Source organism: Sphingomonas sp. Leaf257 (assembly GCF_001422185.1).
GTDB lineage: Bacteria > Pseudomonadota > Alphaproteobacteria > Sphingomonadales > Sphingomonadaceae > Sphingomonas > Sphingomonas yabuuchiae.
In genome coordinates this window covers 69,735-87,424 of sequence record NZ_LMMH01000002.1, presented here as the reverse complement: position 1 = coordinate 87,424, position 17,690 = coordinate 69,735, and the positions used below count along the sequence as shown (strand labels likewise).

Sequence of the window (17,690 nt, the reverse complement as noted above, 5' to 3'; positions counted from 1 at the left end):
GGCCAACCCGAAGCGCGGTCCTGTCTCCGGCCTTGCAGCCTATCAGTTCGGGCGACCGAGCCCCGAAATGGTGCGGTCGATCATGGCGCGGTCCGCATCGGCCGAGTGATGCTCGGCGATCAGCAGACCGGCGGCCTTGGCGGCAGCCTCGGCGGCGCGGGCGCGGACTTCGGCGATCGCGGTGCGCTCGGCAGCGGCGATCTTGTCCTCGGCCATCTTGGCGCGACGCTCCATCAGCGCCTCGGCATCGGCCTTGGCCTTGCTGAGCAGCTGACCCGCTTCATGCTGGGCCTGGGCGCGCATCGCCTCGGCATCAGCATGGGCGGCCTTCGCCTTGGCCTCATATTCAGCCTTCAACGTTTCGGCTTCCTGACGCAGCTTATTGGCTTCGTCGAGCTGGGCGCGGATCCCGGCGATTTTCTGATCGAGCGAACGACCGATCATCGACGGGACCTTCTTCACCAGCATCCCGATCAGGACGACCAGAGCAGCAAGCGCCACCCAGCCGGTCGAATCGAAACCCAGCGCGGTCGGGCTGGCGGCGTGATGCTCGGCTTCGGCGGGCGCGACCGTGTTGCCGGTCAGACCGTCGCCTTCGCGGATCGGCTTCTGCGTCATGCCTTCGGCGGACGCCGCATCGGCCAGGTTCTGCGCGACCAGCGCATCGCCATTGGCCAGAACGCCGTTTGCGGAATGATTAGCCATGCGCGCTCACCTTTCGCACCGCGTCGGCCGCCGCATCCTCGCCCACCTGGACGCCGGACAGCTTGGCGACGAGATCGCGCGCGGCTTCGGCCGCCACGGTCTGAAGATTGGCCATCGCCTCGACCTTGGCATTGGCGATCGCCAGGTCATGATGACCCAGACGCTCGGCCAGCTCGGCATCGGCGGCCTTCACCTGCGCCTCGAAAGCGTGGGTGGCCCGCGCCTTGGCAGCGTTGGTTTCGGCCATCGCGGCGACACGGGCGGCGTCCATTTCGGCCCGCCATGCCGCCTCGACCCGGTCGGCCTCGGCACGCGCGGCCTCCGCCGCCGCCAGATCGCCGGCGATACGGCCTTCGCGAGCGTCGACGGTCGCCTGAATCTTGGGCACCATCCCACGACCGACCACAAAATACAGCAGGCCGAACGTGATCAGGAGCCAGAAGATCTGCGACGCATAGGTCGCACTGATCTGTGCTATCTGGGGCATGGAGTCCTCGTTGCCATATCAACCGGGCGCATCGTCAGCGACACGCCCGGCCGATCCGAATGATTAGGCGACGAACACCAGGATGATCATCGTCACGAAGGCGAGCAGGCCCAGAAGCTCGGCACCGGCGAAACCGATGAAGAGGCGGCCCTGCTGGCTGTCCGCCGCACCCGGATTGCGCAGCGCGCCTTCGAGGAACTTGGCGAACACGTTGCCCACGCCGAGCGAGGCGATGCCCATGCCGATAGCGGCCAGACCGGCACCGATCAGCTTCGCGGCTTCTGCGTCCATTTCAATCACTCCAGTTCAAAAGGGTCGTTTGGGTATTCAAGTCGGCGGCGCGCCCGCCCGCCCGATCCGGCGTTACCGGATCAGTGCAGGTTGACGGCGTCGTTCAGATAGACCGAGGTCAGCAGCGCGAAGACATAGGCCTGGATCGCGGCGACCAGCAGTTCGAGAAGCGTGATGCCGATCATCAGCAGGAAGCTCGGCAGGGTGATGAGCGCGGCGTAACCAGGGCCCATGTTGATGCCGTTGATGACGAAGGCGGCGAGAACCTTCAGCAGGATGTGCCCCGCGGTCATCGCGACGAACAGTCGCAGACCCAGCGAGAAGGGGCGCACCAGGAAGCTCATCAGCTCGACCACGAAGATCAGCGGAATCATCAGCTTGGGCGTGCCGTGCGGCACGAACAGCGCAAAGAAGTGGAAGCCGTGGCGGCCGAAGCCGACGATCAGCACGATCGCGAACGAGATCAGCGCGAGCACGCCGGTCACGGTCACATGGCTGGTCACGGTGAAGGGGTGGACACCCGGCACCACGCCGAAGGGCAGCAGGCCCAGCACGTTGGCGAACAGGATGAACATGAACAGCGAGAAGACGTAAGGCAGGAAGCGCTTGCCCTCCGGCCCGATATTCGACGTCAGCATCGAATTCACGAAGCCGGTGAAGCCTTCGACCGCCGCCTGCCAGCGCCCGGGGACCAGGTCGCGCTTCATGCCGCCGATCATGAACACCCACAGCGCGACCAGCGTCGCCACCATCCACAGAGCGGAATTGGTGAAGGAAAGGTCGTAGCCGCCGACCACCCAGTGCTGACCGAGCACCGGCTCGATCAGGAACTGGTGCATCGGATCAATCTTGCCGCCCGATTCTGCCGCCACGCTGCTTCGTTCCCACATATGACGAACGCCCGGTTACTCCGGGCGTTCGCCAGAAATCCGAATGATCTGCCTGAACGCCACGCCGATCCCCAGGAACAGCATCACGATCAGGGCCCAGGGTGCGGTGCCGAACCAGCGGTCGAATAGCCAGCCGATCAACGCACTGCCGACAAGACTTCCGATCAGCGCGGAGATCACGCGGCTGCCCTGGGAATAACCCCTGTCGGCGTCCACCTTCACCCCCTGCCGCGCTGCGCCGTCCGCTCTCGCCTTGGCCAATCGCTGATCCAGCGCGGCCAGACGCGGATCGTCCGCATCGCCAAAGTCCTGTCCGGGTTCCTTCTCCGCCACGCAGCCACCCTCACCTGATTTCGTCACCGAAGGGGAGAATGCGCGCGAACGGCGAGCGACCCCGCCAAGGCGAGGCCCGTTTAGAAAGCCCCTCCCCCCAAGTCAACCGCCTGGGGGTGGGCTTGTGACAGATGTGTTAAGCATTGTTGCCAGGGAGTGACAGGATGACGCCCCTCTCTATGATTCTTCTCCCCTCCCGCAGGCGGGAGGGGTCGGGGGAGGGCTGGCGCTGTCGGCGAGGGATGCCGCTTGTTGGCTGCGCCGAGTCCGGTCCACTCTTCTTACCTTCGGCCTGATACCGACCGGAGTCCCCTCCCCCAGCCCCTCCCGCCTGCGGGAGGGGAGTTAGGAGGAATTAGACACAGGCGGGCGCGCGTTCCGGTGCGGCGCCGGTGCGGGTCTTCCACACGCCCTCGGGCGTCTTGTACTTCTCGCCGCTCGCCGTCTGCGCGATCAGGTTGCAGCCGCTGGTGAAGGCCATTTGCTCGACGGTCGCGCCGCTGGCCTGGGCCTTTTGGGTATAGGCGGCCTTGCGCTGGATGTTGATGCTGTTGACCAGCGTACGCAGCGCGGGCGTCGCGCTGCCGACGATGCCCAGATAGCCATCGGGCTGTTCACCCACGAGGCCCTCGGCGCGCGCGGCGGCATAGGCCGGGTCGCGCTGCGCCATCGCCATGCCCGATACGCCCAGCAGCGCCATCGCGCCGAGCGCCAGGATCACCGTCTTTGCCTTCATGATTAAAATATCCCCGGATTCTGCTGGATCAGCGATTTGGCCTCGCCATCCAGGCGATATACCACTTCCTGCGTCACATTGATGTTCAGATTGATCTCGATCGGCTTCTCCGGCGCGGAGATGTTGACGCATCCTCCACTCAGCAGGGTCAGCGCGACCGGCATCCATCGTGTCGCATTCAAGATCGGCATCCTTCCCAGCATTTTCAATCCTGTTACGGTCATGGCACGGTCTCGCTTGCGGATGGCTGAATGGAGGTGGCGGCGGGATTCGCAGGCGGCGCGGCGCGCTTGTTCTGTTCTTCCAGCAGCGCGGGCAGGTTGCGCTGGATCAGACGGCGCGGGTCATAGAAGGACTGCGCCGAATCGAGCAGCCCGCGGAAGGGCGCCTTAATCCGCACGTTGAAGATGAAGGGCAGGCGCTGGAGCCGCCGGATGATGAAGTTGGACTTGGCGCCCTTGCCCTGGCTGATCCCGGCGAAGCGTACATCGGTCACCATCTCGCCCGCCAGCGGCCCGTTCATGTCGATCCGCAAGGACCGATAGTTGAGCGAGCGCAGCGCCCCAAACGCCAGATTGCCCCAGACGCCCAGATCCTTCTGACTCAATTCGCCGAGATAGGCGATGCTGCCGCCGCCGGAGCGCACGGCCAGCCGACCGCCCTCGATCCGCCCGCCCCGCTCGTCGAAGATCATCGGCAGGGTGCCGTCGAAGACGCCGGTGGCGTTCAGATTCTTGAAGTCGAACTGGAGCAGGAACTGGTCCGCTGCGGCTCCCTCGACATGGAAGGTCATGCGGCGTTCGACCGGCTGCGAGAAGTCGAGCAGCGTCGGGTCCAGGGTCAGCACGCCGCCCGCGAACGGCCAGCGCCCGCTCTCCACCCTCACCCGCGCGCCTGACAGGGTCTGATAGCGGATGACGCCGTTCGTCACCTGAATGCCTGGATTGATCGTCTTGACGGTCGCCACCTGTCCCGGTGCGCTCTCCAACGCCAGCAGGTCGGTGAAGTCGATCGTGCCCGCTATGCCGCTGACCGGGCCGAGCGCGGCGGCCAGGTCGATCCCATCGGTGCCGAATCGCCCGGTCGACCGCACGCCGTTCGCATCCCAGACGATACGCCCGCGCCCGTTGATCGGCCCGCGCACATCCTCGATCACACCCTTCGTCACCGGGGTCAGCAATTCGGGCTGGAAGTCCTTGGTGAAGGTGATGCCCGGCACGCTCAGGTCCGCCGCGCCCGCACCCTTGTCGAGCGCATGGGTGATGGCGACGTCGGCGACCTTCACCGATTTGGTCGGCTCGAACAACGTGCCCCTGGCGTCGATCCGGCTGCCCGCCAGCGTCAGCGTGACGTCGCGCGCCGCCATGGGCAGGAAGCGCGGCGAATCGGCCCGTGCGTCGCGCACCTGAAGCGCGCCGTTGAGCGTCAGCACGCCGCCCGCCAGCCGCCAGTCGCCGCCCGCCTCGCCCAGCAGCAGCGGCACCTGCCCCACCTGCCCGGCACCGCCGGTGAACTGGCCCGCAAGGCCTTCGGGCGTGATCCGGCCGTTCAATTCGGCCGCGTCAATTCGGGTCGGCGATTCGGGGCGGCCGATGACGGTCTGCACGCCGGTCAGCGTGAGGCTGCGGTCGGCCAGCGCAAAGCGGGTGGTCGCCGCCGCCAGCGTCAGCGGGCTGCTGCCGATCTGCCCGACCAGCCTGGTCGCCCCCAGCTGCGCACCACCGCTCAGGCGCGTGCCGTCCAGCCGGACGAGCGCGCCGTCCAGCGGACACAGCCGCGTGGCCACCTTCGCCAGCCTCAGGCCCGACAGCGCCAGCCGGTCAATCGCCAGCGGCTGGCAGTCCGGATTGATCAGCAACCGCCGCCCGCCGTCCCAGCGCGCGGCGATGGGCAGGACCAGCCCGTCGATCCGCCCGCCGCTGATCGGCCCGGACAGCGCGACACGGGTCGTCACCTGGGTCTCGCCATTGACGGCGGAGCGGAACACCATCCGGTCGAAGGCCAGGGCCGCCCCGCCTGCCTCGTAACGCGCCAGCTCGGCGGTGCCGCGCATCGGCTGTTTGGGTCCATCCTGGCGCAGCGTCGCCCGCAGGCTCGGCAAACCGCCGCCGCCCATCGCCGCCCGCGTATCGATCCGCAGCCCCCGCGCATCATAGGCGAGGCCATAGCCGCCCGCGAAGGCGAGCCGCCCGCCGCTGGCCGACGCGACCGTCAGGCGCGGCACGCGCACCGCAAAGCCCGGCCCGCCTGGCCCCCGGTCGCTGTCGATCGCCAGCGCCATATCGGCGGCGAAGCGACGCCCTGCCCGTCCGACCGCCTGGGTCATGGCGCGCAGCACCGGCCCGACCGGCGTGCCCGCCGCCGCCTCGCCCGCCCTCAGCACGGGGGCCAGCGCGGCGGCCGACGCCTGCGCACCGCCCAGTTGCGCCTGTCCATCGAAGCGGGTGGCAGCGCCGATCAGATAGCGACCGGCGAACATCGCCCGCTCGGCGCGACCGACGCGGGCGACGACGTTGCGCGCGGCGACTTCCATGCGCCCTTGCGTGCCCTTGGGCGTGCCGGAAAAGTCGATCTGCCCATCGATCGCGGCGGCGGCCAGGACCGGGTGGCGGATCGCTCCGCTGCCGAGCAAAGCGCGCCCCTGCCAGCGATCGAGCGCCGCGCCGAAGGTCACATCGACCCGCGCCGCCAGATCGGCGACCGCCACCTCGCCACAACGCAGGTTGCCGAGTTGCAGCGGCCCGGTCAGCGTCGGTTGTTCTCGCACCACCCGGACACGCAGGGGGGCAGCCAGCCCGGTGGCGACGCAATCGCCCATCACGAGCCTGGGCGCGACCGCCGCCAGCCGCCCGGTAAAGCCGTCGCTCAGCACCCCCTGCCCCGAGAGGCTCAGGCCGACGACCCCGTGCGGCGTTTCGAGCCGGATGCCGCCATTCTGCACCGCCACGTCGAGCTTGGGCAGCTGGAACGGCTTGCCTGATGTGTCGGGCGGCCCCATCAGCCTGTCGAGCGTGCCCAGGCTGATCCGTCCGTCGATCAACCGCCCACGCAGGCGGACCCGCCCGGCGCGCACGCCCGTCACGACCGGCCCCGACAGGGTCATGCGGGTCCGCGTCTCCAGCCAGTCGGCGACGAGGTCGGGGCGCTGCGGGTCGCCCAGCACGACGTTGGTCAGCCGCTGGCGACCGAAACCCAGATCGGAAATCCTGTAGCGCGCCGGCACGCCGCGCCTTGCCAGTTCGCGGTCCAGCACCTGCCCCGCCAGCGGCTTGCGTTCGATCCACAGCGCGATCAACGCGGCCAGGATGACCAGCGCGATGGCGATCAGGGTCAGCTGAAGACGACGGAAACGGCGGGCGGGGCTCGTGACCGGGGTCACGCGCGTCTCGCTCTCCTCGCTTGCGCCCTCCACCCCGATGCCACTCCCTTATTCTTGACCCACGTCATAAACACCGGACCCCGCGCCACGCAATCGCGCGAAGCCCGGCGACAGTTCCCGCCGCTCGCCTTATGATGCTCCACCACGGGGGACGGGACATGCGCGATACCAGCGAAATCGAGGCGAACGATCATGCCGGACACCGCGCGCGGCTGCGCGACCGATTGCTGGGCGGTGGCGGATTGCTCGATCATGAACTGATCGAATATCTCTTGATGACGGCCATTCCGCGCCGCGATACCAAGCCGATGGCCAAGGCGCTGCTGCGCGAGTTCCACGATATCGGCGGCGTCCTGACCGCCGACCCCATCGCGCTCCAGCGGGTCGACGGCATAGGCGAGACGGCGGCGGCGACGATCAAGATCGCCCAGGCCTGCGCGCTGCGGCTGGTCCAGGCGGAGGCGATGAAGCGCCCGGTCCTGTCCAACTGGCAGGCGCTGCTCGATTATCTCCACGCCGACATGGCGCATCACGGGGTCGAGCGGGTACGGGTGCTGCATCTGAACACCCGCAACATGTTGATCCGCGACGAATTGATGGGGCAGGGTTCCATCGACCAGGCGCCGGTCTATGTCCGCGAGGTGATCCGGCGCGCCATCGACTTCGGTTCGGCCGCGCTGATCCTGGTCCACAACCACCCCAGCGGCGACCCCTCCCCCAGCCGCGCCGATATCGACGTGACCCGCGCCATTGCAGAGGCGGGAAAGAGGCTGGGCATCACGGTGCATGACCATATCATCATCGGCACCTCGGGGCATGTCAGCCTGCGGGCACAGGGGCTGATCTGACGTCGCCGTCGAAGCGTATCATTATGACCAGGCGGGGGGCGTGACTGGCTTGTCATCGCCGGCGCGCTGCCGCATCCCCTTATGATGACGTCGTCCGCCCGTCCCCACCGGCTTTTCTGCAAGGTCTTTGACCGGACTATGCGCCGGGCGCGGATGCACCTTCACCTGCATGTCGCGCGGCGGATCCTGGCGACGCCGCCGATCATCCCCCGCGACGATGGTGTGATCATCCTGTCGATGATCGGCACCCGCACGCTGATCCCCTATCTGGTCGCGATCAAATCCTTCCACCAGCAACTGGCCATGGGCCGGATCGTCCTGATCGACGACGGCAGCCTGACGGAGGCGGACCGGCGCACCCTGGCACGGCATTGCGGCACGCCCCGGATCATTCCGATCGCGGGGATCGACACCGGCGCGTGTCCGCGCGGCGGCACCTGGGAAAGATTGCTGGTACTGCTCGACCTGCGCGCCGATCACTATGTCGTCCAGCTGGATTCTGACACCGTGACGCTGGGCGACGTGCCCGAGGTTCGCGCGGCGATCACCGGGAATCGGGGCTTCATGCTGTTGGGCGGCCCCGACAGCCAGGCCTTGGGCATCCAGACGCTGCCGGAGTTCGTCCGACGCAAATATCCCGACGGCCCGGTGTCGGCTCCGGCGCACATGCAGGCGCTGATCGAATCCCGTTATGCCGCCTATCCCGAGGCGGAATGCCATTCCTACGTCCGGGCGTCGTCAGGATTTGCGGGCTTCGCTCGCGGTGGACCCAGCGACCGCAAAGCAGCGGCGACCTTTTCGCGCAGGGCCGAGAATCTGGTCGGCACCGCGACTTGGGCCGAATGGGGCAGCGAACAGGTGACGTCGAACTTCCTGCTCTCCAACGAGCCCGGCACCCTCACCCTGCCCTATAGCCACTATTACAACTACTGGCGCACGCCGGTCACCGGCGATGAGCGACTGGTTCATTTCGTCGGCACGCACCGCTATTCGGACGGCGTCTATCGTCACATGACCGAGCGCGCGATCGACCGGCTGACGGGGCCCGGCCCCGAATAGCAGCTTTGGCGTCCCGACACCCGATGCTAGGGGCCTCATCCGTAACGTGAATGAGGAATGGGACATGCAGGTCTGGACCGGGCTGGGCAATCCGGGGGCGCAATATGCGATGCACCGCCACAATGTCGGCTTCATGGCTATGGACGCCATCGCCGAGGTGCATGATTTCGGCCCGGTGAAGAAGCAATTCCAAGGCTGGACCCAGGAAGGCCGGATCGGCGGGCAGAAGATCCTGCTGCTGAAGCCCGCCACCTTCATGAACGAGAGCGGGCGGAGCGTCGGCGACGCGCTGCGCTTCTACAAGCTGGGCGTCGAGGCACTGACCGTCTTCCACGACGAGCTCGACATCGCGCCTTTCCGGGTCAAGGTGAAGACCGGCGGCGGCACGGCGGGGCATAACGGCCTGCGCTCGATCGACCAGCATCTGGGGCCGGACTTCCGCCGCGTGCGCCTCGGCATCGGCCATCCGGGACACAAGGACCGCGTGACCGGCCATGTGCTGGGCAATTACGCCAAGTCCGAGATCGAGCCGCTGTCCGACCTGCTCGGCGCGCTGGCGGCGGAGGCGCACTGGCTGGCGGAGGGCGACGATGTGCGCTTCGTCAACGATATCGCCCTCCGGCTGGGGGATGCGGCATGAGCGTACGGCGCCTCTTCGCCTCGCTGCTCTATGAGGGCCAGCTGGACGATGCCGATCTGCTGGCGGACATCGAACAAAGCTGCTGGGCACTGGCCGAGGACGATCGGGCCGGGCGGCGCTGGAGCAAGGAACATGGCTATCGCGGCTATACCAGCTACGCCTCGCTCAACGACCTGCCGATCCGCGATCCGGTGTTTGCCGACCTCAAGAAGAAGCTCGACCGTCATGTCGCGCGCTTTGCCGAGGAATGCGCCTTCGATCTGGGCGGACACAAGCTGAAGCTCGACAGCCTTTGGGTCAATGTCCTGAAGCCGGGTGGCCATCACTCGGCGCATATCCACCCGCATTCGGTGGTGTCGGGCACCCTCTATGTCGCCATGCCCAAGGGCTCGGGCGCGCTGAAGCTGGAGGATCCGCGCCTGCCGATGCTGATGGCCGCGCCGCCACGTCGCCCCGATGCGCCGGACGATCTGGCCACCTTCGCCACCGCCACGCCCGAACCGGGCACGGTGCTGCTCTGGGAAAGCTGGTTGCGGCATGAGGTCGTGCCCAACGGTGCCAAGGGCGAACGGATCAGCGTCAGCTTCAATTATCGCTGATCCGACCGGAACGGGGGCGACGACATGCGCCGCACCCGCGATCAGACGAAAAGTTCCCTCGACTCGTCGTCGATATGGGGCGGCTGATCGCGGCGATATCGTGCCGTTAACCTGTATTGGGTAAGGAGGATGGCGATCGCACCTCCTTATTTGCGGACCTGTCCTCGATGCTCGAATTCGCTGTCTTCACCTTTGGTATGTTGGCCAGCTTCGTGCTGTCGGGCCTGGGCCGGAATAAGAAGGCGCAGCGCGCCAATCCGCCGATCCTGCGCTATATGGGTCTGGTGCTGATGGGCTTTTCGGGCGCGATGGGCGTCATGCTGCTCGGCTATGCCGCCGTGCTCGCGGTCGGCGCCGCCTGACGGACCGGGCATTCCCCGCCTCCGCTCAGGCTGAACGGAGGTTGGGGCAGATGCCCCCTCGCCTCCCGCACCCATCGGTTGAGAAATTCCCCCATCCTCGCTAGAGGGACGCTTTCCCCTTTCCTGTAGGATAAGCGACGCATGGGTTTCCGCTGCGGCATCGTCGGCCTGCCGAATGTCGGCAAGTCCACCCTTTTCAACGCGCTGACCGAAACGGCGGCGGCGCAGGCCGCCAATTATCCGTTCTGCACGATCGAGCCCAATGTCGGCAACGTCGCGGTGCCCGATCCGCGCCTGTACCAGCTCGCCGAGGTCGCCGGCTCGGCCAAGATCATCGAGACGCAGCTGGCATTCGTCGACATTGCGGGGCTGGTGCGCGGCGCATCCAAGGGCGAGGGCCTGGGCAACCAGTTCCTGGGCAACATCCGTGAGGTGGACGCGATCGTCCACGTCCTGCGCTGCTTCGAGGACGGTGACGTCACGCATGTCGAGGGCAAGGTCGATCCGATCGCCGACGCCGAGACGGTCGAGACCGAACTGATGCTCTCCGACCTAGAAAGCCTGGAAAAGCGCGTCCCCGCCTTCATCAAAAAGGGTCAGCAGGGCGACAAGGAAGCCAAGATCGCCGCCTCGGTGCTGGGCCAGACGCTCGAACTGCTGCGCGACGGCAAGCCTGCGCGGCTGACCGTGCCCAAGGACGAAGAGGAAGCCCGCGTCTTCTCGCAGGCGCAGCTGCTGACCGCCAAGCCCGTCCTCTATGTCTGCAATGTCGAGGAATCGAACGCGGCGAACGGCAATGCCCATTCGCAACGCGTCTTCGAAAAGGCCGCCGCCGAGGGTGCACAGGCCGTCGTCGTCTCCGCCGCCATCGAGGCCGAGATCGCGACCATGCCCGCCGAGGATCGCGGCGAGTTCCTGTCGGAGCTGGGCCTGTCGGAAACCGGCCTCGCCCGTGTGATCCGCGCCGGTTATGCGCTGCTCGACCTGCTGACCTTCTTCACCGTCGGCCCGAAGGAAGCGCGCGCCTGGACCGTTCATCGCGGCGCCAAGGCCCCGAATGCGGCAGGCGAAATCCATAGCGATTTCGAGCGCGGTTTCATCCGCGCCGAGACGATCGCCTATCCCGACTATATCGCCTTCAAGGGCGAAGCGGGCGCACGCGATGCGGGTAAGCTGCGTGCGGAGGGCAAGGAATATGTCGTCCAGGACGGCGACGTGATGCTGTTCCGGTTCAACGTCTGATCCCCATTGCGCCGGTCGGGTTCGCTCGACCGGCGCCCTGACCTGCTTATTGCCGCTTTGCAGAAGCGGTTCGGCCCGCTACGCAAGAAATATGATCCATGTTAGTGCGTTTCGCCGTGTCATCTACACCAGCCGCGCCGTCGGCGATGACGAACGCGCCGACCACCAGGCCATTCTGTCCGCCTCGCGCCGCAACAACGGCATGGACGGCATCTCCGGCCTGTTATGGATCGGCGACGGCGAATATCGCCAGTTGCTCGAAGGGCCTGCGGACAGCGTGCGTGAAACGCTGTCCCGCATCATGCGCGATCCCCGTCATGCGGACATCCGTATCCTCGACGACCGGATGACCGACGGCCTCGAATTCGGCGAATGGGCGATGGCCGGACTGCCCGGCGACCAACCCGCAGAAGCTGCCGAACGGCTCCGCCTGTTGCTCCGCAATGCCGACCCGACCATCCGCCAGTTCTTCCCGGTCGACTGACCCTGCACAGGGCGGCAGCTTCCACTCGCCAGTGTCATATTGCGGCGCTATCGGGCTGATCCGAAAGGACTGTCCCTCCCGTGATCCGACTTCCCCTCGCCGCCCTTGCGCTCGCCCTGCTGGGCGGTTGCGCCTATCCCTACAACCCGCCCGCCCTGCCCCCGGTGACGAACGCTGCACCCGCCGCCATGACGGGTGCTGCGCCCGCTGCCCCGATGCAGGACGAACGCGCACCGGTCACGATCCTGGTATCGATCGACGGGTTCCGTGCCGATTATCTGCAACGGGGTATCACCCCCAATCTGTCGCGGCTGGCGGCGGGCGGCGTGAGCGCACCGATGCGGCCGTCCTTTCCGTCCAAAACCTTTCCCAACCATTGGACGCTGGTGACGGGGCTGGTTCCCGATCGCCATGGCATCGTCTCCAACAGCTTCACCGATCCGACGCATCCGGGCGAACGCTTCACCATGTCGTCGGAGCAGCCCTATTGGTGGAACGCCGCCGAGCCGATCTGGGTCACGGCGGAAAAGGCGGGCATCCCCACCGCCACCATGTTCTGGCCAGGTTCCACCGTCGGCTGGGGCGGTGTTCTTCACGACGACATCCATCACACCGTTACAGGCGGCCTCCGCCCGCATGACTGGCAGGCGTACAACTCGGCCGTGTCCGACCGTCAGCGGGTCGATGCGCTCATCGACTGGCTGCGTCGTCCGGCCGCCACGCGTCCCCGCTTCCTCACCCTCTATATCGACGAGGTGGATATTGCCGGGCATGAAGTCGGCCCCGACGCGCCGGGCGTGAACGCCGCCATCGCCAAGGCCGATGCGGCGATCGGACAGCTGGTGGCGGGCCTTGCCGAATTGCACCAGCCCGCCGACCTGCTGGTCGTGGCCGATCACGGCATGGCCGCGACGTCGAGCGACCGGGTGATCGCGCTCGACCAGTTGCTGGACCCGGCCGATTACGATCTCAGCGACGACGGCCCCTTCGCCTCGATCACCGCCAAGCCGGGACGCGAAGCCGCGCTGGAGGCGCGCCTGCTGGGTCGGCGCGGCCACATGACCTGCTGGCGCAAGAGCGAGATTCCGGCGCGTTTCCATTATGGCCGCAATCCCCGCATCGCACCCTATTTTTGTCTCGCCGATGCCGGGTGGATGATCGAGCCGAAGGCGCCGGACAAGCCCTTTGTCGGGGGAATGCACGGCTATGACCATGAAGATCCGACCATGGCCGCGCTGTTCATCGCCAATGGCCCAGCCTTCCGGTCGGGGGTGCGGCTGGCACCATTCGCCAATGTCGACGTTGCACCCTTGTTGCGCGACCTGATCGGCCTGCCGCCGGGCCAGGGGCTGGACGGCAACGACGCGCCGTTCCGCCGCGCGTTGCGACGTTAAGGAGACGAGAGGATGATCTGGCTGGAGGATGTCGCGGTTGGCGACGTATCGCGGTTCGGCGCGTACAAGGTGGAGCGGGACGAGGTCATCGCCTTTGCCCAGCGCTACGATCCTCAGCCTTTTCACCTGTCCGACGAAGCCGCCGCCGCCACCCATTTCGGGCGGCTGTCGGCCAGCGGCTGGCACACCGCGTCGATGGCGATGGCGATGATCGTCGAGCATTTCCGCGACACCGGCTTCCAGAGCATCGGCTCGCCCGGTGTCGACGAGCTGCGCTGGACGAGGCCCGTCTTTCCCGGCGACACGCTCCATTGCGAAGCGGAGGTGCTGGAGACGCGGGCGTCCGCCAGTCGCCCCGAAATGGGCTTCGTCATCAGCCGCTGGACCGTGCTCAATCAGGACGATGTACCGGTCATGACAATGCGTCCCACCGTCATGATTCGCTCCCGCCCGCAGGCCGGTTAACGCGGACCGCGCCCGCCGCGTCCTCCCGGTCGGCCGCCACGCCAGCCGCCGGGACGCGGTGCGGACGGAGTCGGGCGAACGCCCTCGCCGCCGCGCCACCGGCCGGGATTGCCGCGCCAGCCGCCGGGCGCAGGAGCCGCGCCGGGCACCGGTCCACGCCAGCCGCCCCGGCCCCAGCCGCGCCACTGATCCCGGATCGCCCCGCCGCGCCACGCATCGCGCCGCCCTTCCCAATAGGCGCGCTGGCCGTCATTCCAGCGGAACGGACGGCGATACCGGTCGTAAACATAGACACCGGTGCCCGGATAATAGAAGTCGTCATACCAGCCGAAATAGGACGGGGCGTAACCGTAACCGCCATAGCCGCCGCCATAATAGCCCGGCGCATATCCGCCACCATAACCCGCGCCCACCGAAACACCGCTATAGCCATAGCCATCGGCGCACCCGCCAAGCGCCAGCAGACCGGCCGCAAGGGCCGTGGCCCAGCCCATCTTTTTCAGGGTCATCATCCTCTCCATGCCCCTGATCCAGGCTGAGCGGGTGCGGCAGGGGTCCGTCATCCGTGGCGATCAGCGGTCAACCCCGCAGCGCGAAAGGTGGTTCCTGCGCCCTGCCGTCTGCACGGGTACTGAACGGTCGGCCGCCATCTGGCCAAAGGGGATTGGCAAAGCCGGTCAAGCAAGGCTAACCTGACGCACCGTTCATCAAGGACGGGCTTGGGACAGGCGGCGCATGACCGGGGGCAATCCGGCACGACCGTCGAAAGCGTATCGTGTCGAACGCGAGCGAAGGTGGAGGGACAGGACGAATGGCGATGACGGAGAACACCGTACCCCCCGGCGAGGCGCCGGAGCCATTCCACGAAGAGGTCCATGATCCCCGTCGCCGCGACTTCATCAATGTCGCCGCCGTATCCTTTGCGGGCGTGGGCGCACTGGCGATCGTCCTGCCGCTCATCAACCAGATGAACCCTTCGGCCGACGTTCTCGCCCAGTCCACCACCGAGATCGACCTGTCCAAGATCGCCCCCGGACAGGCGATCAAGGCCAGCTTCCGCAAGCAGCCGCTGTTCGTCCGCAACCTGACGCCCAAGGAAATCGCCGAGGCCAACGCCGTGCCGCTGTCCGAACTGCGCGATCCGCAGACGCTGGCGGAGCGGACCAAGCCGGGCAAGACGAACTGGCTGATCACGCTGGGCGTCTGCACCCATCTGGGCTGCGTGCCGCTGGGTGCTGGCGAGGGCGAGAACAAGGGGCCTTATGGCGGCTATTTCTGCCCCTGCCACGGCTCGGCCTATGACACCGCCGCGCGTATCCGAAAGGGCCCGGCGCCGCTGAACCTGCTGGTTCCCGAGTATAAATTCGACACCGACACGACCGTCACGGTCGGCGTGGCCGCATAAGGGAGACCCGAGAGATGAGCTTTCCCTGGGCCAAACATTATCAGCCGAAGCAGCCGGTTATGCGCTGGCTGGACGAGAAGCTGCCGCTGCCGCGCCTCGTCTACAACGCCGTGGGCGCGGGCTATCCGGTGCCGCGCAACCTGAATTACTTCTGGAATTTCGGCGTGCTGGCGGGTGCCGCGCTCGCCATCCAGATCATCACCGGCGTGGTGCTGGCGATGCACTATGCCGCCAATGCGGGCGTCGCCTTCGACTCGGTCGAAAGCATCATGCGCGACGTCAATGCGGGCTGGTTCCTACGCTATGCCCACGCCAACGGCGCGTCGATGTTCTTCATCGTGGTCTACACCCATATCTTCCGCGGCCTCTATTACGGGTCCTACAAGGCCCCGCGCGAGATGGTGTGGCTGCTCGGCGTGGTCATCTTCCTCCTGATGATGGCGACCGCCTTCATGGGCTATGTCCTCCCCTGGGGGCAGATGAGCTTCTGGGGTGCGCAGGTCATCACCGGCTTCTTCTCGGCGATCCCGGTGGTCGGCGACACCATCCGCATCTGGCTGCTCGGCGGGTTCGCGCCGGATAATGCGGCGCTGAACCGCTTCTTCTCGCTCCACTATCTGCTGCCCTTCGTGATTGCGGGCGTCATCATCCTGCACATCTGGGCCCTGCACATTCCCGGCTCGAACAACCCGACCGGCGTGGACGTGAAGGGCGAGCAGGATACCGTGCCCTTCCACCCCTATTACACCGCCAAGGATGCGGTCGGGCTGGGCGTGTTCCTGCTGGTCTTCGCGGGGCTGCTGTTCTTCTTCCCCAATTATCTGGGCCATCCGGACAATTACATCCCGGCCAATCCGCTCTCGACGCCGGCGCATATCGTGCCCGAATGGTATTTCTGGCCCTTCTACGCGATCCTGCGCGCCTTCACCGCCGACTTCATCCTGCCCGCCAAGCTGTGGGGCGTGCTGGCGATGTTCGGGTCGATCCTGCTGCTGTTCTTCCTCCCCTGGCTGGACAGCTCACCGGTGCGGTCGAACAATTTCCGGCCCAAGGCGCGGGTCGCCTTCTGGGTGCTGGTGGTCGACGTGCTGCTGCTCGGCTGGTGCGGCGGTTCGCCCGCGACGCCCTTCTTCATCATCCTCAGCCAGATCACGGCGGCCTATTATTTCCTCCACTTCCTGGTGATCCTGCCCTGGATCGCCCGGACGGAGCGCCCCGCGCCGCTGCCCAACTCGATCACCGAAGCCGTGCTGTCGAAGCATGGCGGGACCGCACCCACCAAGTCGGCCCTGGCCTGACCCGAACCGAAAGAGGATAGCTGAACATGGTTCGTGGCATCGCATTCCTGGTCGGGGCGGCCTTCACCTTCGTCCTCGCCATCGCGCTGTGGGGCAGCGTCTCGGGGCTCATCTCCGAGCCGCCAGCCCCCACCGCCGAGGAGGAGTTCCACCTTCACCCCAAGCCGGCGCATCTGGCGTCGGACGGCATTTTCGGCCGCTTCGACCGCCGCCAGCTCCAGCGCGGATTCCAAGTCTATAAGGAGGTCTGCGCGGCCTGCCACTCGCTGAGGCTGGTGGCGTTCCGCGACCTAAAGGATTTGGGCTATAACGAGCCCGAACTGAAGGCGATCGCCAACCAGTGGGTGATCGAACAGCCGAGCATCAATCCGGAGACGGGCGAGGCGACGACGCGCAAGAACGTCCCCGCCGACCGTTTCCCCTCGCCCTTCGCCAACGAGGTGGCGGCGCGCGCGGCGAACAACAACGCGCTGCCGCCCGATCTGTCGCTGATGGCCAAGGCGCGGCATGACGGCGGCAACTACATCTACTCGCTGATCGGCCCCGACGCCTATCGCCCGCAGCCCGCAGAGCTGCTGCGCAAGTTCCCCGACGCCAAGACGCCGACCGGGCTGCACTACAACCCCTATTTCGCGAACCTGAACATCGCGATGCCGCCGCCGCTGACCCAGGACGGGCAGGTCCAATATGCCGACGGCACGCTGGCCAGCCGCGATCAGATGGCCAAGGACGTTGCCGCCTTCCTGACCTGGACTGCCGAGCCCAAGCTGGAATCGCGTCACGCAGCCGGAATCGGGGCGTTCGTCTTCATCCTGATCTTCTGCTTCCTCGCCTGGGGCGCGTATCAGAATGTCTGGCGCGACGTGAAACACTGAGATCGGGAAAGCCCGATGTGAGAGAACTGGGGCGGTTTCCGACGAGGGAACCGCCCGTTTTATTGGGCCTTTCCGTCCCGCCCCCCCCGGCAATCTCAACCCCCGTTCGGGCTGAGCGAAGTCGAAGCCCACGCCCTGCCCTCTCCACCTCGCCTGGCAACGGGATTCCCTTTGGCCTTCGACTTCGCTCAGGCTGAC

General features: G+C 66.6%; 21 protein-coding genes. 12 read left to right on the top strand and 9 right to left on the bottom strand.

Going from position 1 to position 17,690, the window contains the following annotated elements; genetic code table 11:
- Window positions 1-42: 42 nt before the first annotated feature.
- The 8 genes from ASF14_RS03545 to ASF14_RS03510 all read right to left on the bottom strand — a co-directional run bounded on the left by ASF14_RS03545 (window position 43) and on the right by ASF14_RS03510 (window position 6,821).
- Window positions 43-705 (bottom strand): F0F1 ATP synthase subunit B family protein, encoded by a 663-nt coding sequence (locus ASF14_RS03545; RefSeq protein WP_056431690.1) that lies wholly within the window; start codon window positions 703-705, stop codon window positions 43-45.
- Complete coding sequence (locus ASF14_RS03540; RefSeq protein ID WP_056431687.1) at window positions 698-1,192, bottom strand: F0F1 ATP synthase subunit B family protein; 495 nt, start codon at window positions 1,190-1,192, stop codon at window positions 698-700. Before ASF14_RS03540 ends, ASF14_RS03545 begins: the two co-directional genes overlap by 8 nt.
- A gap of 63 nt (window positions 1,193-1,255) precedes the next feature.
- Complete coding sequence (locus tag ASF14_RS03535) at window positions 1,256-1,483, bottom strand: F0F1 ATP synthase subunit C (RefSeq protein ID WP_007406947.1); 228 nt, start codon at window positions 1,481-1,483, stop codon at window positions 1,256-1,258.
- Window positions 1,484-1,563: 80 nt separating this feature from the next.
- The gene (locus ASF14_RS03530) at window positions 1,564-2,355 is read right to left on the bottom strand and encodes a F0F1 ATP synthase subunit A (protein ID WP_056431901.1); all 792 of its coding nucleotides are present in this window, start codon (window positions 2,353-2,355) and stop codon (window positions 1,564-1,566) included.
- A 33-nt stretch (window positions 2,356-2,388) separates the two neighbouring features.
- Complete coding sequence (locus ASF14_RS03525; protein ID WP_056431684.1) at window positions 2,389-2,706, bottom strand: AtpZ/AtpI family protein; 318 nt, start codon at window positions 2,704-2,706, stop codon at window positions 2,389-2,391.
- Between the two features lie 355 nt (window positions 2,707-3,061).
- Complete coding sequence (locus ASF14_RS03520) at window positions 3,062-3,442, bottom strand: YdbL family protein (protein ID WP_056431681.1); 381 nt, start codon at window positions 3,440-3,442, stop codon at window positions 3,062-3,064.
- A gap of 2 nt (window positions 3,443-3,444) precedes the next feature.
- Complete coding sequence (locus ASF14_RS03515) at window positions 3,445-3,633, bottom strand: YnbE family lipoprotein (protein ID WP_443025748.1); 189 nt, start codon at window positions 3,631-3,633, stop codon at window positions 3,445-3,447.
- Window positions 3,634-3,662: 29 nt separating this feature from the next.
- On the bottom strand, window positions 3,663-6,821 hold the full coding sequence (locus ASF14_RS03510) for a YdbH domain-containing protein (protein ID WP_056431899.1): 3,159 nt from the start codon (window positions 6,819-6,821) through the stop codon (window positions 3,663-3,665).
- Window positions 6,822-6,979: 158 nt separating this feature from the next.
- Between ASF14_RS03510 and radC the strand changes: the two genes are divergently transcribed.
- The 9 genes from radC to ASF14_RS03465 all read left to right on the top strand — a co-directional run bounded on the left by radC (window position 6,980) and on the right by ASF14_RS03465 (window position 13,914).
- The gene (gene radC / locus ASF14_RS03505; protein WP_056431675.1) at window positions 6,980-7,669 is read left to right on the top strand and encodes a RadC family protein; all 690 of its coding nucleotides are present in this window, start codon (window positions 6,980-6,982) and stop codon (window positions 7,667-7,669) included.
- 153 nt (window positions 7,670-7,822) lie between these two features.
- Window positions 7,823-8,728, top strand: a complete 906-nt coding sequence (locus tag ASF14_RS03500; RefSeq protein WP_168371498.1) for a hypothetical protein — start codon at window positions 7,823-7,825, stop codon at window positions 8,726-8,728.
- Between the two features lie 64 nt (window positions 8,729-8,792).
- A complete protein-coding gene (pth, locus tag ASF14_RS03495) occupies window positions 8,793-9,368 on the top strand; it encodes an aminoacyl-tRNA hydrolase (RefSeq protein ID WP_056431669.1) in 576 nt (191 codons plus the stop codon).
- Window positions 9,365-9,967: a TIGR02466 family protein gene (locus ASF14_RS03490; protein ID WP_056431666.1), complete on the top strand. Its 603-nt coding sequence runs from the start codon at window positions 9,365-9,367 to the stop codon at window positions 9,965-9,967. Before pth ends, ASF14_RS03490 begins: the two co-directional genes overlap by 4 nt.
- Window positions 9,968-10,134: 167 nt before the next feature.
- Window positions 10,135-10,329 (top strand): hypothetical protein, encoded by a 195-nt coding sequence (locus ASF14_RS03485; RefSeq protein WP_056431896.1) that lies wholly within the window; start codon window positions 10,135-10,137, stop codon window positions 10,327-10,329.
- A gap of 141 nt (window positions 10,330-10,470) precedes the next feature.
- A complete protein-coding gene (ychF, locus tag ASF14_RS03480; RefSeq protein ID WP_056431664.1) occupies window positions 10,471-11,571 on the top strand; it encodes a redox-regulated ATPase YchF in 1,101 nt (366 codons plus the stop codon).
- A 91-nt stretch (window positions 11,572-11,662) separates the two neighbouring features.
- Window positions 11,663-12,055, top strand: a complete 393-nt coding sequence (locus ASF14_RS03475; protein ID WP_056431661.1) for a BLUF domain-containing protein — start codon at window positions 11,663-11,665, stop codon at window positions 12,053-12,055.
- A gap of 80 nt (window positions 12,056-12,135) precedes the next feature.
- Window positions 12,136-13,449, top strand: a complete 1,314-nt coding sequence (locus ASF14_RS03470) for an alkaline phosphatase family protein (protein WP_056431658.1) — start codon at window positions 12,136-12,138, stop codon at window positions 13,447-13,449.
- 12 nt (window positions 13,450-13,461) lie between these two features.
- The gene (locus tag ASF14_RS03465) at window positions 13,462-13,914 is read left to right on the top strand and encodes a MaoC family dehydratase (protein ID WP_056431654.1); all 453 of its coding nucleotides are present in this window, start codon (window positions 13,462-13,464) and stop codon (window positions 13,912-13,914) included.
- On the opposite strand, the gene ASF14_RS03460 is transcribed toward ASF14_RS03465, so the two are convergent.
- The gene (locus ASF14_RS03460) at window positions 13,911-14,426 is read right to left on the bottom strand and encodes a hypothetical protein (protein ID WP_056431651.1); all 516 of its coding nucleotides are present in this window, start codon (window positions 14,424-14,426) and stop codon (window positions 13,911-13,913) included. The two genes, ASF14_RS03465 and ASF14_RS03460, sit on opposite strands and share 4 nt — an antisense overlap.
- 299 nt (window positions 14,427-14,725) lie before the next feature.
- Here ASF14_RS03460 and petA point away from each other — a divergent pair, with 299 nt between their 5' ends.
- The 3 genes from petA to ASF14_RS03445 are packed head-to-tail and all read left to right on the top strand — an operon-like array spanning window position 14,726 to window position 17,492.
- Window positions 14,726-15,319: a ubiquinol-cytochrome c reductase iron-sulfur subunit gene (petA, locus tag ASF14_RS03455; RefSeq protein ID WP_056431648.1), complete on the top strand. Its 594-nt coding sequence runs from the start codon at window positions 14,726-14,728 to the stop codon at window positions 15,317-15,319.
- A 14-nt stretch (window positions 15,320-15,333) separates the two neighbouring features.
- Window positions 15,334-16,617, top strand: coding sequence for a cytochrome b (locus ASF14_RS03450; RefSeq protein ID WP_056431644.1), 1,284 nt, complete (start codon window positions 15,334-15,336; stop codon window positions 16,615-16,617).
- 26 nt (window positions 16,618-16,643) lie between these two features.
- On the top strand, window positions 16,644-17,492 hold the full coding sequence (locus ASF14_RS03445; protein WP_056431641.1) for a cytochrome c1: 849 nt from the start codon (window positions 16,644-16,646) through the stop codon (window positions 17,490-17,492).
- Window positions 17,493-17,690: the final 198 nt, after the last annotated feature.

Coding starts and splice junctions, on each gene's coding strand:
- ASF14_RS03490 (WP_056431666.1), top strand. CDS start 9,365: ATGAGCGTACGGCGCCTCTTCGCCTCGCTGCTCTATGAGGGCCAGCTG.
- ASF14_RS03465 (WP_056431654.1), top strand. CDS start 13,462: ATGATCTGGCTGGAGGATGTCGCGGTTGGCGACGTATCGCGGTTCGGC.
- ASF14_RS03535 (WP_007406947.1), bottom strand. CDS start 1,483: ATGGACGCAGAAGCCGCGAAGCTGATCGGTGCCGGTCTGGCCGCTATC.
- ASF14_RS03460 (WP_056431651.1), bottom strand. CDS start 14,426: ATGATGACCCTGAAAAAGATGGGCTGGGCCACGGCCCTTGCGGCCGGT.
- ASF14_RS03450 (WP_056431644.1), top strand. CDS start 15,334: ATGAGCTTTCCCTGGGCCAAACATTATCAGCCGAAGCAGCCGGTTATG.
- ASF14_RS03485 (WP_056431896.1), top strand. CDS start 10,135: ATGCTCGAATTCGCTGTCTTCACCTTTGGTATGTTGGCCAGCTTCGTG.
- ASF14_RS03540 (WP_056431687.1), bottom strand. CDS start 1,192: ATGCCCCAGATAGCACAGATCAGTGCGACCTATGCGTCGCAGATCTTC.
- ASF14_RS03520 (WP_056431681.1), bottom strand. CDS start 3,442: ATGAAGGCAAAGACGGTGATCCTGGCGCTCGGCGCGATGGCGCTGCTG.
- ychF (WP_056431664.1), top strand. CDS start 10,471: ATGGGTTTCCGCTGCGGCATCGTCGGCCTGCCGAATGTCGGCAAGTCC.
- ASF14_RS03515 (WP_443025748.1), bottom strand. CDS start 3,633: ATGCCGATCTTGAATGCGACACGATGGATGCCGGTCGCGCTGACCCTG.
- ASF14_RS03475 (WP_056431661.1), top strand. CDS start 11,663: ATGATCCATGTTAGTGCGTTTCGCCGTGTCATCTACACCAGCCGCGCC.
- radC (WP_056431675.1), top strand. CDS start 6,980: ATGCGCGATACCAGCGAAATCGAGGCGAACGATCATGCCGGACACCGC.
- pth (WP_056431669.1), top strand. CDS start 8,793: ATGCAGGTCTGGACCGGGCTGGGCAATCCGGGGGCGCAATATGCGATG.
- ASF14_RS03445 (WP_056431641.1), top strand. CDS start 16,644: ATGGTTCGTGGCATCGCATTCCTGGTCGGGGCGGCCTTCACCTTCGTC.
- ASF14_RS03500 (WP_168371498.1), top strand. CDS start 7,823: ATGCACCTTCACCTGCATGTCGCGCGGCGGATCCTGGCGACGCCGCCG.
- petA (WP_056431648.1), top strand. CDS start 14,726: ATGGCGATGACGGAGAACACCGTACCCCCCGGCGAGGCGCCGGAGCCA.
- ASF14_RS03545 (WP_056431690.1), bottom strand. CDS start 705: ATGGCTAATCATTCCGCAAACGGCGTTCTGGCCAATGGCGATGCGCTG.